Annotated in this window: 10 protein-coding genes; 1 reads left to right on the forward strand and 9 read right to left on the reverse strand. The window is 68.3% G+C overall.

All coding sequences use genetic code 11. The annotated features are described in order from the left end of the window. Position 1 precedes the first annotated feature (1 nt). A complete protein-coding gene (locus JNX00_RS08665) occupies positions 2-1,480 on the reverse strand; it encodes an NAD-dependent succinate-semialdehyde dehydrogenase (protein ID WP_275564524.1) in 1,479 nt (492 codons plus the stop codon). Between the two features lie 250 nt (positions 1,481-1,730). Here JNX00_RS08665 and alaS point away from each other — a divergent pair, with 250 nt between their 5' ends. Then, the gene (gene alaS, locus JNX00_RS08670; protein WP_204744702.1) at positions 1,731-4,418 is read left to right on the forward strand and encodes an alanine--tRNA ligase; all 2,688 of its coding nucleotides are present in this window, start codon (positions 1,731-1,733) and stop codon (positions 4,416-4,418) included. On the opposite strand, the gene JNX00_RS08675 is transcribed toward alaS, so the two are convergent. From JNX00_RS08675 to JNX00_RS08715, 8 genes are all read right to left on the reverse strand, one after another. After that, on the reverse strand, positions 4,419-5,315 hold the full coding sequence (locus JNX00_RS08675) for a hypothetical protein (RefSeq protein ID WP_070398111.1): 897 nt from the start codon (positions 5,313-5,315) through the stop codon (positions 4,419-4,421). It lies immediately after the preceding gene. Between the two features lie 126 nt (positions 5,316-5,441). Then, positions 5,442-6,374: a pseudouridine synthase gene (locus tag JNX00_RS08680; protein WP_204744703.1), complete on the reverse strand. Its 933-nt coding sequence runs from the start codon at positions 6,372-6,374 to the stop codon at positions 5,442-5,444. A gap of 237 nt (positions 6,375-6,611) precedes the next feature. Next, a complete protein-coding gene (locus tag JNX00_RS08685) occupies positions 6,612-7,430 on the reverse strand; it encodes a class I SAM-dependent methyltransferase (protein WP_239478288.1) in 819 nt (272 codons plus the stop codon). Between the two features lie 39 nt (positions 7,431-7,469). Then, a complete protein-coding gene (locus tag JNX00_RS08690) occupies positions 7,470-8,318 on the reverse strand; it encodes a class I SAM-dependent methyltransferase (RefSeq protein ID WP_204744704.1) in 849 nt (282 codons plus the stop codon). A gap of 638 nt (positions 8,319-8,956) precedes the next feature. After that, a complete protein-coding gene (locus JNX00_RS08700; RefSeq protein WP_204744705.1) occupies positions 8,957-9,802 on the reverse strand; it encodes a hypothetical protein in 846 nt (281 codons plus the stop codon). A 285-nt stretch (positions 9,803-10,087) separates the two neighbouring features. Further along, positions 10,088-10,807: a tRNA (guanosine(46)-N7)-methyltransferase TrmB gene (gene trmB / locus JNX00_RS08705; protein ID WP_204744706.1), complete on the reverse strand. Its 720-nt coding sequence runs from the start codon at positions 10,805-10,807 to the stop codon at positions 10,088-10,090. 69 nt (positions 10,808-10,876) lie between these two features. Continuing rightward, positions 10,877-11,815: a hypothetical protein gene (locus JNX00_RS08710; RefSeq protein WP_204744707.1), complete on the reverse strand. Its 939-nt coding sequence runs from the start codon at positions 11,813-11,815 to the stop codon at positions 10,877-10,879. 135 nt (positions 11,816-11,950) lie between these two features. Then, complete coding sequence (locus tag JNX00_RS08715; protein ID WP_204744708.1) at positions 11,951-13,999, reverse strand: hypothetical protein; 2,049 nt, start codon at positions 13,997-13,999, stop codon at positions 11,951-11,953. Positions 14,000-14,073: the final 74 nt, after the last annotated feature.

Consider the following 14,073-nt stretch of genomic DNA (forward strand, 5'->3'; position numbering starts at 1 on the left):
CTCACTTCAGAACATCCCCCAGGCACAGGTACTTGATCTCGACGTAGTCGTCCATGCCGTGGTGCGAGCCTTCGCGGCCCAGGCCGGACTGCTTGACGCCGCCGAAGGGCACGTGCTCGGTGGCCAGGATGCCCACGTTGATGCCCACCATGCCGTACTCCAGCGCCTCGCTCACGCGGAAGATGCGGCCCACGTCGCGGCTGTAGAAGTAGCTGGCCAGGCCGAACTCGGTGTTGTTCGCGGCGTCGATCGCCTCCTGCTCGGTCTGAAACTTGAAGACCGGCGCGAAGGGGCCGAAGGTCTCCTCGCGCGCGCACAGCATGTCGGCCTTGGCGCCGGCCACCACCGTGGGCTCGAAGAACTGGCCCTGCAGCTTCTTGCCGCCGGCCACCACCGTGCCACCCTTGGCCACGGCGTCGTCCACGTGGCGCTGCACCTTCTCCACCGCCGCGTCCTCGATCAGCGGGCCCTGCACCACGCCGTCTTCAAAACCGTTGCCCACCTTGAAGGCCTGGACCTTGGCGGCGAACTTCTGCACGAACTCGTCGTACACGCCGGCCTGCACGTAGAAGCGGTTGGCGCAGACGCAGGTCTGGCCGGCGTTGCGGTACTTGCTGGCCAGGGCGCCTTCCACGGCGGAGTCGATGTCGGCGTCGTCGAAGACGATGAAGGGGGCGTTGCCGCCCAGCTCCAGCGCCAGCTTCTTCACCGTGGGCGCGCACTGCGCCATGAGGATGCGGCCGACCTCGGTGGAGCCGGTGAAGCTCAGGTGGCGCACCGTGTCGCTGGCGCACAGGGCCTTGCCCACGGCGATGCTCTGCTGCGAGTCGGCGGTGATGACGTTGAGCACGCCAGCCGGGATGCCCGCGCGCACGGCCAGCTCGGCGGCGGCCAGGGCGGTCAGCGGCGTGAGCTCGGCCGGCTTGATGACCACCGGGCAGCCGGCGGCCAGGGCCGGCGCCACCTTGCGCGTGATCATGGCCAGGGGGAAGTTCCAGGGCGTGATGGCCGCGCACACGCCGATGGGCTGCTTGAGCACCAGCAGGCGGCGGTTGGGGTCGAAGGTGGGCAGGGTCTCGCCGTTGACGCGCTTGGCCTCCTCGGCGAACCACTCGACGAAGCTGGCGCCGTAGGCGATCTCGCCCTTGCCCTCGGCAAAGGGCTTGCCCTGCTCGGCGGTGAGGATGCGGCCCAGGTCTTCCTGGTTCGCCATCAGCAGGTCGTACCACTTGCGCAGCAGGTTGGCGCGCTCCTTGGCGCTGCGCGCGCGCCAGGCCGGCCAGGCCTTGTCGGCGGCGGCGATGGCGGCTTCCGCGTCGGCCGCGCCCAGGTTGGCCACATCGGCCAGCTTCAGGCCGGTGGCGGGGTCGTGCACGTCGAAGCGGGCGCCGCCCTTGACCCACTGGCCGTTGATGAGGCCGTCGGTCTTGAGCAGGCTGGGGTCTTTCAGCAGGGCCAGGGGGGAGGTTTTCATGTCCATGGGTGTCTCCGTCGGTTCGCGAGGCAGCGGGAAGGTGAAAATTTAACTTGTTAAATAATTCAGGGCGCGATTGTGCTCCCGATCCGGGGTGGGAGCATAGCCCCGGGGGGGGGGACGGGGGTGTGTGAGCGCTGGCGACCGCCCACCCGGGGCGGTGGTTTTCCCCGGGATGGGGGCGCCTGTCCCGCATGTTGGAAAATAGCGGGTTCGCGTGCCCGGCGCGCTCCCATTCCGCAGCCCCAAAGGTCCTATGACAGCCCCCACGACCGCTCCCGTCTCCGTCGCCGACATCCGCAAGAGCTTCCTGGACTTCTTCGCCTCCAAGGGGCACACGGTGGTGCCGTCCAGCCCGCTGGTGCCGGGCAACGACCCCACGCTCATGTTCACCAACTCGGGCATGGTGCAGTTCAAGGACGTGTTCCTGGGCACCGACAAGCGCCCCTACGTGCGGGCCGCGTCCGTGCAGGCCTGCCTGCGCGCCGGCGGCAAGCACAACGACCTGGAGAACGTGGGCTACACCGCGCGCCACCACACCTTCTTCGAGATGCTGGGCAACTGGAGCTTCGGCGACTACTTCAAGCGCGAGAGCCTGAAGTGGGGCTGGGAACTGCTGACCGAGGTCTACAAGCTGCCCAAGGAGCGCCTGCTCGCCACCGTCTACATCGACGACGACGAGGCCTTCGACATCTGGACGAAGGAGATCGGCCTGCCGCCCGAGCGCGTGATCCGCATTGGCGACAACAAGGGCGGCAAGTACAAGAGCGACAACTTCTGGATGATGGCCGACACCGGCCCCTGCGGCCCCTGCTCGGAAATCTTCTACGACCACGGCCCGCACATCCCCGGCGGCCCCCCGGGCAGCCCCGACGAGGACGGCGACCGCTTCATCGAGATCTGGAACCACGTGTTCATGCAGTTCGACATGAAGGAAGACGGCAGCGTGGTGCCGCTGCCCGCGCCCTGCGTGGACACCGGCATGGGCCTGGAGCGCCTGGCCGCCATCCTGCAGCACGTGCACAGCAACTACCAGATCGACATCTTCGCGGCGCTGATCGAGGCCGCCGCGCGCGAGACCCACACCAGCGACCTGGCCAACCCCTCGCTCAAGGTCATCGCCGACCACATCCGCGCCACCGCCTTCCTGGTGAGCGACGGTGTCATCCCCAGCAACGAGGGCCGCGGCTACGTGCAGCGCCGCATCGTGCGCCGGGCCATCCGCCACGGCTACAAGCTGGGCCAGAAGACGCCCTTCTTCCACAAGCTGGTGCCGGTGCTGGTGCGGCTCATGGGCGCGGCCTACCCCAACCTGGCCCGCCAGGAGCAGCGCATCGTCGAGGTGCTCAAGGCCGAGGAAGAGCGCTTCTATGAAACGCTGGCCAATGGCATGGAGATCCTGGACGAGGAAGTCGCCCGGATTGATGAAAGGACCGGCCCTGTCAACGAACCGATGGGTGATCTTCCTCCGGGCAACATGAGGATCCTGTCCGGCGAGATTGCCTTCAAGCTGCACGACACCTACGGCTTCCCGCTGGACCTGACCAACGACGTCTGCCGCGAGCGCGGCGTGGCGGTGGACGAGGCCGGCTTCCAGGCCGCCATGGAGCGCCAGAAGGCGCAGGCCCGCGCGGCTGGCAAGTTCAAGATGGACAAGGCGCTGGAGTACGGCGGCGCGGGCAACCAGTTCGTGGGCTACGAGCGGCTCGAGGCCCCGGGCAAGATCGTCGCGCTCTACCTCGACGGCACGCCGGTGGCCGCGCTCAAGAGCGGGCAGAGCGGGGTGGTGGTGCTCGACAGCACGCCCTTCTACGCCGAGAGCGGCGGCCAGGTGGGCGACGAAGGCCTGATCACGGCCGGCTCGGCGCGCTTCGCGGTGGCCGACACGCAGAAGATCAAGGCCGACGTGTACGGCCACCACGGCACGGTGGAGCAGGGCACGCTCAACGTCGGTGACGCGGTGAACGCGCAGGTGAACACCGCGCAGCGCGCCGCCACCGTGCGCAACCACAGCGCCACCCACCTGATGCACAAGGCCCTGCGCGAGGTGCTGGGCGATCACGTGCAGCAGAAGGGCTCGCTGGTGAACGCCGAGCGCACGCGCTTCGACTTCGCGCACAACGCGCCCCTCACCGACGAACAGGTTCGCCGCATCGAGGCCCTGGTCAATGCCGAGATCCTGGCCAACGCGGCCACGCAGGCGCGCCTGATGGACATCGAGTCGGCCCAGAAGACCGGCGCCATGATGCTGTTCGGCGAGAAGTACGGCGACACGGTGCGCGTGCTCGACATCGGCAGCAGCCGCGAGCTGTGTGGCGGCACGCACGTGACGCGCACCGGCGACATCGGCCTGTTCAAGGTGGTGGGCGAGGGCGGCGTGGCCGCCGGCGTGCGCCGCATCGAGGCCGTCACCGGCGAGAACGCGCTGGCCTACCTGCAGTCGCTGGAAAGCACCGTGGCCCAGGCCGCGGGCGCGCTGAAGGCGCCGGTGGCCGAGCTCACCGCGCGCGTGGGCCAGACGCTGGAGCAGATCAAGGCGCTGGAGAAGGAAATCGCCGCGCTCAAGGGCAAGCTGGCGTCCAGCCAGGGCGACGAGCTGCTGGGCCGCGCGGTGGACGTGAAGGGCCTGAAGGTGCTGGCCGCCACGCTGGACGGCGCCGACGCCAAGACCCTGCGCGACACGATGGACAAGCTCAAGGACAAGCTCAAGAGCGCGGCCATCGTGCTGGCGGCGGTGGACGGCGGCAAGGTGCAGCTGGCCGCCGGCGTCACGGCCGACAGCGTGGGCAAGGTGAAGGCCGGCGAGCTGGTGAACTTCGTCGCCCAGCAGGTGGGCGGCAAGGGTGGCGGCAAGCCCGACATGGCCATGGCCGGCGGCACCGACCCGAGCGGGCTGGCGAAGGCCCTGGCCTCGGTGCAGGGCTGGGTGGCCGAGCGCGTCTGATCAGCCCGGCTGGCCCGAGGTGTCCGCCAGGTCCGCCGGGCGCGAGGCCACGAAGCCCAGCCGGCCGATCTGGAACAGCACGTTGCGCAGCAGGCGGGCCAGTTGCGCGCGCGCTTCGCGCGAGGGCGCGAGGGCCATCAGCGAGATCGAGGGCAGGCGGGTTTCCACCGCGTCTTCCTCGGCGGCGGCCCAGGGGCGCAGCAGGTGGTCGCGGCCCATGGCCAGGCGCGCGTCGACCAGGGCGACCGCGCGCTCCAGCTTGCGCATGTCCTCAAAGCCGATGTCCCAGCAGACCTGGCGGCCCTCGTGGCGTTCGATCACGCTGCAGCCCAGGGGCAGCGTCCAGCGCTTGGGCTCGGTCTTGCTGGAGAGCAGGCGGCGGGCGTGTTCCCACAGCGAACCGGTGTCCGCCACGAAGGACTCCAGCGCCTGGCGGATTTCCACCGCCATGTCGCCCTGAGAGCCCGGGCCGGGCACCACGACCACGCCGTCGCCGTCGAGGCGCGAGCCGTCCACCGTGATGCGCTGCGGGTGCCAGCTCTTGGCCACCGAGTCGGCCACGCCGCGCACCAGCTCGCGCGCGGCCCAGGGGGCCAGCATGAGGGTGACGCCACCGGACTGCAGCACGCGCAGGTCGACCGGCGTGGCCGAGCCCTCGCCCAGCAGGCGCTGCAGCACGGTCGCGGCCTCGCGCTGGTCGTGGCGGTCGGCGCCCATCAGCACCACCACCACGTGGGGCACGGTGCGCTTCATGGCCGGCGCGATGCAGACCATGCACTGCACCTTGGCCTGGGTCTGGGAGAACACGTCGCAGGAGCTGCGCGGGGGCAGCACGGCGCCGTCGTGGTTGAGCGCCTGCACGACGGCGGCGGGCGTATCGATGGAAGTGCGGGGCATGTAAGGCGAAAGCGCGACAGCGGGGACAGCGAGGGCGGTGGCCCACCCTCTCGTCGGCAGCTTCGAGGTTTTCTTGACCTGGCGTTCCCCGCCAGCGGATCGCCTGCGCCTGTGGGCGACCGCCGGTCAGGGCAAGGGCCAGTCCAGCGTGCGCGCGCTCTCGAAGCGCCGGGCCTGGCCCGTCACCGGGTCGGTGAAAGCGATGGCGCTCGCCAGCAGCCGCAAGGGTTCGGTGAAATCTTCGACCCCGTCGGGGCCGCGCCGCACGCGCGGGTAGAACTGGTCGCCCGCAATGGGCAGGCCCAGGGCGTCGAGGTGCACGCGCAGCTGGTGGCGCTTGCCGGTGAGCGGTGCCAGGCCATAGCGGGCCCAGGCGCCGCGCACCTCCAGGCGCTCGACGCGCGTCTCGCTGTTGGGCTCGCCCTCGGCCTCCACCATGCGGAAGAAGGCCTCCACGTCCTCTTCGATGCGGCTGCGGCGGGTGAGGGGCAGCGCGAGCGTGGGGTCGTGCGGCGCGATGGCCTCGTAGGCCTTGTCGACCGCGCGCTCGCGGAACAGCGCATGGTAGGCGTTGCGGTCCTGCGGCCGGAGGTTGAACACCACCAGGCCGGCGGTTTCGCGGTCGATGCGGTGGATGGGGTTGAGCGAGTCGAGGCCTGTGCGCTGCTTGAGCCGCACCATCAGGCTGTGCCGCACATAGCGCCCGCTGGGCGTGACGGGCATGAAGTGCGGCTTGTCGGCCACCAGCAGGTGCCCGTCCTGGAACAGGATCTGGGGCTCGAAGGGAATCTCCGCTTCGTCCTCGACATGGCGCCAGTAGTAGAGCCGGGCGCCGGGCTCGCAGGGGGCTTCGGGCGCCAGGGCCTGGCCATGGTCGTCCAGCACCTCGCCGCGCGCCAGGCGCCGCGCCCATTCGCCGGGGGCGATCACCGGCAAGCGCTCGCTCAGGAACTGCAGCACCGAGGCCCAGGGCGCCGGTTGGGTGAAGGGAATGGCCACGCAGCTGGGCGACACGCCCTCGCGCGTGGGAATCAGGGGGTTCTTGGGGCGGTGCGCCATGCGGGTGTCAGACGGGCGAGAGGGACGCTTTGTACAGCAGGCGACGGCCGGGGGCGTCGGGCACGGGCAGCGGGCTGGCGTGGCGCACCCGCGGGTCGTCGCCGAGCCTCAACAGCACGGGGCCGACCGACTGCGCTGCGCACTGCCCTCTTCGTATGAATACATGAACTACCCTCCAAGTCGTCCAAGATTCCATCCGCGCCCCCGCCGGGTCAGTTTTCAGTGGCAGACAGCACTCTACGGGCGCCGCGCTTCAAAGCTGATGATGTCGTCGTCCTTCTGCGGCGCTTTTCCGTGCTGGTAGTTGCCTGACACCACCACATCAGTGAAACCGGCCTCTCGCAACGCGAGCGAGAATTCATGGACACCCCACCAGCGCAATTTGAACAAATCGAGCTCGGTCGCCATTAGGCGTCCATTTTGCCAGTGCTCGTAGCGGAGATAGGAAAGGGTCGTCTGCGAGATGTGGTTGGTTTCGAGCCGATGATCCGTCAATGTCAGCAGGTCGCCGTCTTCCGTCACCCAACTGCGAACAGAAGCGGAAGGCCCAAGAAATCCGCCGATGGCATCGAGGTCTATGATCACCCTCCCATTGGGCGACAACTGATCATGGAACCGCTTCAATAAGGCGCCAGCGGAGGCCACGTCCGTAACCAGCTGAAACGACCCCGCTGGAACGATGATGGCGGCAAAGCTCTTCTCGTAGAAAAATTCTTCGAATGTCTGTTGCTTCAGGCTGGCGGAGAGATTTCGGGCACGGCACTCACTTCGGCAATAATCAAGCATCTCATTGGACGCATCGAAGCCCTCAATTTGAAAACCAGCCTCAAGCATTGGCACAAAAATTCGGCCGTTGCCGACAGCGGGCTCAAGAATAGGGCCGGTCGGGCCATTTTGGAGGCGCTGTCGATAGTATTCGATATCCCCAAAGGAACGGCCGACCGGCTTGTCTAAGTTGTAAACCCAAGAGGCCAATTTTCCATATCGATTGTGCATTTCATCTGTCGGGGGCATGGGTGGTAATAGACTTTTTTGCCGGTTGTTGGCGCAGTTCATATTGCTCCGCCGGAAACGGTGTTAGATGCTGCCGCATATTCAGGGCTTAACCGCGACAAGACCGTACATGAGTGGAATGGATGGCATATTGGCAGGCGGGACCATGCGTCGGCCACCAATGTCGCGCATGCCCTCGAAACCGCGCCAGCCGTTGGCATAGGGGAACTCAACCATTTTTTCGAGTGTCAGTCCTGCACCGATGAGCGCGGAAACCACCTCACCCACCCCCCAATAGAACTCGTACGAGCGGTGCGGATTGCGAAAGCCGACAATTCCTGCCGATTTGTCCCCAGGAATTAGTCCGTCTTCGGACTCGGCCACATAGTCGCCGACGCCACCTTCCTCGATCGGGGCTGTATTGAAATAGTCATGGTGCGGCTGCCACTTCTCATCGAACACCATGGCAAAGGGGTGGAACTCCATGAAGGTGAAACGACCGCGTGACTGCAGGACGCTGGCAATGCCCCGCGCCCAGACATCGAGGTCCGAAAGCCAGCAGATCGTGCCGTAAGAGGTGAAAACCCGGTCGAATAGCCGGCGACTGCTTGCCGCTTGCTCGAACCAGGTAAACAGGTCCTCTCGCTCAAACTGAGCCCATATGCCGCTTTCGACCGAAAGACGCCGAGCAAATCCTATCGCCTCGTCGGAGATGTCGACACCTGTCACCTCGGCACCGAGGCGTGCGAGGCTCAAGCTGTCCTGGCCGGAATTGCATTGCAAATGGAGCAGGCTCAAACCCGCAACCTCGCCAAGAAGGTCGCGTTCTTCAGGGAACAATGTCGAACCACCCTCGCGGAAAAAAGCGGCTTGGTCTGCCTTATGGCTGTTGTGGGCGACTGTCGCGGCATTCCAGGAGAGGCGATTGGCCTCGTGTAGATCCAGGCGCATTGCAATACTCTTTCGATGTGACGCCCCACGCTAGGGGTCGCCTATTCCGGCGAATTCTCGCCAGTATGCCATGAAAATATTTTCGTAAATTTGGAGGGTCAGTCGCTTTCCATCCATCACAACGCGAAAGCCGGCTTGTCTCGGTGCGATAGAGCCGCCATTGCAATGGGGACGAGTTCAAAGCACTCATCCTGGACGGCTCTGCAAATCGTTCCATCGCGCATGTAGATTTCACGCCCTGGAGTCCCGGTAGCGCTTTCTACTGAAAACACGCAACCTCCGCGGGATAGGGAGGCATCCTGTCTGACTCGGGAGGATCTGCACCAACGCTGGCCCGCCCGCGCGATGTGAGGCATTGCCGCATGAGGCAAATGAGCCTGGGCGAAAGCGGATTCGAGCGCAGGACCAAGAGAGCGCGCCAGAAGGGCAAGCAGTGGCACTTCGGGATGCAAGCACACATCAGGGTGGATGCCGACCCGGGCGACCAGGGGGTGGCCCATCCAGCGCCGGTGCAGGCATGTGAAGGTGCGCCACTGCGGCTTGGCCAAGAACACGGCGCAGTTGCACACGCCGCTGACGCTGAGCAATGGTTGGGGCGTGCGCCGAACGCTGTGCGGCGAACGTTGTGCAGAGCTTCCCTAGAGATTTGCGGCCTCCTGGAGGCGCTGGCCCTTCTTTAACCGATCGAAGAAGCCTTGCACGGCGGACTCGGCACGGCCGTCGTCCAGGCGGACGGCGCTTCGCCCCTGGCCACGGCCGCTGTGCTGCTCGCCGACGAGACGCAGGGCCGCCAGCAGGCCCAGCTCCGTCTCCAGCTCGGCCATCGGCTTGCTGGGCCAGTTGTTCATTTCTTTCTCGATCCACTCGGCACAAGCGGTTTCGAGCAGGTGCAGGCCGCTGCAGCGGTGGTCTGCCGCCAGGGCATGAGCTAGGTCGCTCAGCAGTTCGAACTGGCGGGTGAGGGTGGTCGCCGCATCGCCGCCGGCGGGCGCCGCCAGCCGCAGCACCGCGCGCAGGACGAGCTCATTGAAGTCGCGCTTGTTCTTCGGCGATTCCCTGGATTGCTGGAACGCCTGGATGACCTCCGCCATCTGCGCGGCCAGCACGCGGCAGAGCCCGCGCCAGACCGGCCAGTTCGTGGAGGGGCCAGGCGACCACACGCGGTCCAGCGACGCCCAGGCGTTTGGGGTCGGGCGGTGTTCCGGCTTCTGCAGTTCCGACACCAGAGCGAACAGGCGGGGCGTGGGGTCGGTTCGCAGCTGGAAGCGGTGCCGGCGGTGGTAGTGCAAGAAGAGGTCTCGGCGCTCCACGGGGTCGATCAGCGTCAGGATGGCCCGTAGGCACCGCGCGTGCAGCGGGCCGCTTGCGCCGTCGCGCGCCGGCAGTTGATCGAAGATGGCCTCGAACCGCACGAGCCGCTCCTGGGGCGTGGATTGCCGGTCGCTGGCTTGCTGCAGCAGCACAGGCAGCGCGCGCTCGTCCAAGTGGCGGGCACCCGGTGGGCCGGACCGAGCGAACGGCCCCAGGTGGCCCGCAATCACGGCGGCGATGCGCGAAGCGAGGCTGGGGGCTGACGGCGCCGGGTCCGGGTTTCCTGGCGGTGGGGTGCGCCCGCGCGCGCTGGACGAAGGCGAGGCGTTGTATGGACGGGGCTGGGTCTGGCGGGGGATCAAAGGGGGGCTCCGATGGCGGGGTCGGCCGGCCCCGTGCGGCCTTGAGTCGCCACGGCCCTTGCCCGGGTCCTTATGAAGGGCTGAGGGCTGGCGCGCTCAGACCCGGCGCCAGACCAGGTCCCACACGCCGTGGCCGAGCTTCAAACCGCGGTTCTCGAACTTGGTGAGGGGGCGGTAGTCGGGCTTGGGGGCGTAGCCTTCGACCGTGTTGCACAGCAGGGGCTCGGCGCGCAGCACCTCCAGCATCTGCTCGGCGTAGGGCTGCCAGTCGGTGGCCAGGTGCAGGTAGCCGCCGGGCTTGAGCTTGTTCGCCAGGCGGTTGACGAACGGGCCCTGGATCAGGCGGCGCTTGTGGTGCTTGGTCTTGTGCCAGGGGTCGGGAAAAAACACGTGCACGCCGTCCAGGCTGGCGTCGGCCAGCATGTGGTCCATGACCTCGACCGCGTCGTGGCGCAGGATGCGGATGTTCTCCAGCCCGCCGTCGCCGGCGAGCTTGAGCAGCGCGCCCACGCCGGGCTCGTGCACCTCGCAGCAGAGGAAGTTGTCCTGCGGCCGCACGCTGGCGATGTGGGCGGTGGCGCCGCCCATGCCGAAGCCGATCTCCAGCACCAGCGGGGCCTCGCGGCCGAAGGCGGCGCGGGCGTCCAGGCGCTGGTCGGCGGTGTAAGGCAGTAGGAAGCGCGGGCCATACACCTCGTAGGCCTTGGCCTGCGCGGCCGTGGTGCGGCCCGCGCGCAGCACGTAGCTCTTGACCTGCCGCAGGTAGGGCACGTCGCTGGGGGGAGTGCGCGGTTGCGCGTGGCGGGGGTCGGTCATGGTCGGGCCGGGATTTTAGGGGGCGGGCCGCCCAGGCCCAGGTTCCCCCGGCCCGTCCGCGAGACGGCTTCAATCGTGCAGATAGAACGACAGCAGGCCTTGAAGGGCCTGGGCCGCGTCCTCGCGGTGCGTCGACAGCAGCGCATCGGTCTCGACGCGATCGCGCAGCGCGGCCAGCTGGCGCTGGCGTTGCGCGGGATCGGGCGCGTGCAGGGCATAGAACAACTGGGCGAAGGTGGACACTGTGTGGGCCAGCCCTGGCGGCGCGCGCAGCGGCGACGCATCCCCAGAGGGGCCCAGGCCCTTGCGCAGCACGTACAGGGCCCCTTGCAGGGCCAGGAGGTGGACGGGCGGCCGGGCCGGCGTGAAAGGGGCGACGGGGGGGCGCATCGACTGCTGGATCCACGAAGCACAGGCGCCATAGAGCCGCTGCGCGAAGTGCGGTCGATGCGCCACGTCGATCGCGTGCGTCAAGTCGCTGAGCAACTCGAACAGGTGCTGGATGGCCGTCGCGGCATCGCCCCCATCGGGGTCCGACAGGCGCAGCAGCGCGCGCAGGACGAGGTCGTCGAGCCGGCGCTGGTTCGGCGCCGACTGCCGGGACCGCTGGAACGATTGCACCACCGGCGCCAACTGCGCGGCCAGCACGCGGCAGAGCTCGCGCCACACGGTCCAGTCCGTCGATGGGCCCGGGCTGGGTGCGCGGTGCAGGGCCGCCCAGGTGCGTTCGGTCGCTCGGTGCTCGGGCTTTTGCAGGTGGGACACCAGGTGGAAGAGGCGGGCGGTGGGGTCGCTGGGCGCATGGAAGGGATGCCACCGCTCGTAGCCGCGGAACAGGTCCGCGCGCGCCGCGGGGTCTGGTTGCGCCAGCAGCACGCGCAGGACAGCGGCGTGCGTCGCCGCCTGCTCCGGGGTGCGCGCCGGCAAGCGGGGCATGAGCAGCAACCAGAGGGTCGAGGCCGGGTTGGGCGGCCGGTGGTGGCTGAAGGGCGGGGGGTTGTCGCGCACCAGCCGCGCGGCACGCCCGACGGCGAGTGGGCTGTGCGGTGGGTGGGGGCTGGGGGTCGGCAGGCCCGGGCCAGGCCATGGGTGGCGCCGTGCGTGGGAGGTGGAGAAGGCCTTGCTGCAGGACATGGACCGGGTTCAGTGGAGGGGCTTGGGCTTGAACAGCGTGTGGATGAGTTGGGCGATGTCCGGCGCGTGGTTCTTGGTGATGGACCGGTCGAAACGCTGAGACAGGGCGTTCAGCCAGTGCCGCCGGGACTCTTCCTGCTGGTCGCGGGCCGCCAGCTGGCTCAGGAAGCCATGGGCGAACAGCACGGCCGCCTCGTCGACCACGGGCTGGTTCGTCTCCGGCGAGGGCGGCAGATCGCGCAGGGGTGTCGCGTACGCGATCAACGCTTGCAGGGCGCCTTGCCAAGCGGCCTGCAGGGCAGGCGCACCCGGCCACTCCAGGCTCGCGTTGAACAGGCCCTGGAGGCCGGACAAACGATCGGCCGGCGGCAAGGCGTCGGCCAGGTCCCGCACCAGGTCGAACAGCTGGGGAATGGCGATCGACAGGGCGCCCGAGGTGGGTGTCGCCAGGCGGGCCAAGGCGTCGAAGACCCGGTGCGTGGCCGGGCCGTGTTGCGGGTTCTGTTGCATGGCTTGCCACAGGGCGGGCGCGACGCGCGCCAGCAGCACGCGGCTCAAGGCGCGGCAGGCGGGCCATGGGACCTGGGGGGGAAACTGGGGGACCGCCGCCAAGGCCGCCTCCAGCAGGGCCGCGGGGTCGGGCGGCGTCGCTTCGCCCTGTTCGGCGAGGCGGCCGAACCAGCGCCTCATGTCCGAACCCCCGCCGTACGTGGCCACGAAGCCCTCGATGCAGTTGTCGCGCAGGGCGGGCGGCAGCGAGAGGACGGCCCGAACGCAGGCGTCGACCAGTTCAATGTTTTGCGTGGGATGGACCCAGTGCCACAGCCGCTGGATCAGGGCGGCGCGGATGATGTCGTTCAGCTGGCTGTCGCTGGCGATGCCCAGGATGGCCAGCAGGGCCGGCTCATGGGGGCGTTCGTCCTGCCAGGGGGGCTGCAGGTGGTCCAGCAAGACCTTGGGGGCGCGCGCGCGCCGGGCGTGGGCCAGGCAGAGGTCCAGCAGCATCACCCGGTCGATGCGCAGCCGCCAGACGCCTTCCAGGTGGGTGACGATGCCCAGCAGGTCTGACCAGGCATGGGCTTTGTCTTGCAGCGCGACGTCCATCCAGCTGAACAGAAGGGCTTCGAAGCGCGCCTGGTCTTCCTTCGTCGCGGGGGCTCTGGCGCGAGACGTGCGAATCACCGCCGTTCCGTCGCCCGTGGTTTCGAGGGTGAACCAGGCGCCCAGCGCCGCCAGCGCCTGGCCCGCCAGCGGCGCGCGCCGGCTCTGGCGCCATTGGCGTGTTTCCCGCAGCGCCTTGAAGCCTTGGCGCAGATCGTCGTGTGGGCCGAGGTGGGGCTGGGCGGCGTCGATCAGTCGGACGAGGGCGTTCGCCGTGAGGGCGCACTGGGGGTTTTGGCACAGCGCCAGGAGTTGGCCCAGGCGCTCGCGATCGACCAGGTCGGTGGCCTGTGCCTGCGCGAGCAGGTCGATGAGGGGGGTGGCGTCGCCGCGTTGCGCGCAGAGCAGACACAGCGCCCATTCGTTCTTCGCGCTGAGCGCCCAGTTCAGCTCCGCCTGCACCACCTGGTCGGCGGCGAGCTTGTCGCTCCAGGGCATGCCCGACTTGAGGTGGTCGTACAGACGGAGGAACCACTGGCGCCGGGCTTCATCGGGTCCCCAGTCGCTCTCGATGAGGCGAAGCTGCTGGAGCGCGGGCTGCATGTCGCCGTGCCGGCTGGCCTCGAGGGCCCAGGACAGCCAGAGCCCGCTGTCGGGCTGCCATTGGTGCCGCTTCATGGCCGCGACGACCACCCGCGCCACCAGGCCCCAGGGCGCGGGCGGCGGTCCTTTCAGCAGGCGGCCGATGTCTCTGTAGAACAGGACTTGCTCGCGACGCGACGGCTTGTCTGTCAGGCATTTCTCGGGATAGGTCAGCCCCGCCCATGTCCAGGTGCCAGCGACGGGGTCCCATGCGGCCTGCGGTTCCAGCTGGCTCTGCAGGCCGTAGCGTTCGCGCAGCTCGTTCGGCGTGGGCGGCGTGGCGCTGAAGGGGCCGGGGTTGGCGCCGAGCACCAAGGCGGCGGGGTTGGCTGGTGGAGACCCGTGGGTGGGGCCGGGATCGGTGGTGGCGGTGGGTGGTTGTGGGCCCC

Source organism: Hydrogenophaga sp. YM1, assembly GCF_016903055.1.
Taxonomy (GTDB): Bacteria; Pseudomonadota; Gammaproteobacteria; order Burkholderiales; family Burkholderiaceae_C; genus Hydrogenophaga; species Hydrogenophaga borbori.

Coding starts and splice junctions, on each gene's coding strand:
- JNX00_RS08665 (WP_275564524.1), bottom strand. CDS start 1,480: ATGGACATGAAAACCTCCCCCCTGGCCCTGCTGAAAGACCCCAGCCTG.
- alaS (WP_204744702.1), top strand. CDS start 1,731: ATGACAGCCCCCACGACCGCTCCCGTCTCCGTCGCCGACATCCGCAAG.
- JNX00_RS08675 (WP_070398111.1), bottom strand. CDS start 5,315: ATGCCCCGCACTTCCATCGATACGCCCGCCGCCGTCGTGCAGGCGCTC.
- JNX00_RS08680 (WP_204744703.1), bottom strand. CDS start 6,374: ATGGCGCACCGCCCCAAGAACCCCCTGATTCCCACGCGCGAGGGCGTG.
- JNX00_RS08685 (WP_239478288.1), bottom strand. CDS start 7,430: ATGAACTGCGCCAACAACCGGCAAAAAAGTCTATTACCACCCATGCCC.
- JNX00_RS08690 (WP_204744704.1), bottom strand. CDS start 8,318: ATGCGCCTGGATCTACACGAGGCCAATCGCCTCTCCTGGAATGCCGCG.
- trmB (WP_204744706.1), bottom strand. CDS start 10,807: ATGACCGACCCCCGCCACGCGCAACCGCGCACTCCCCCCAGCGACGTG.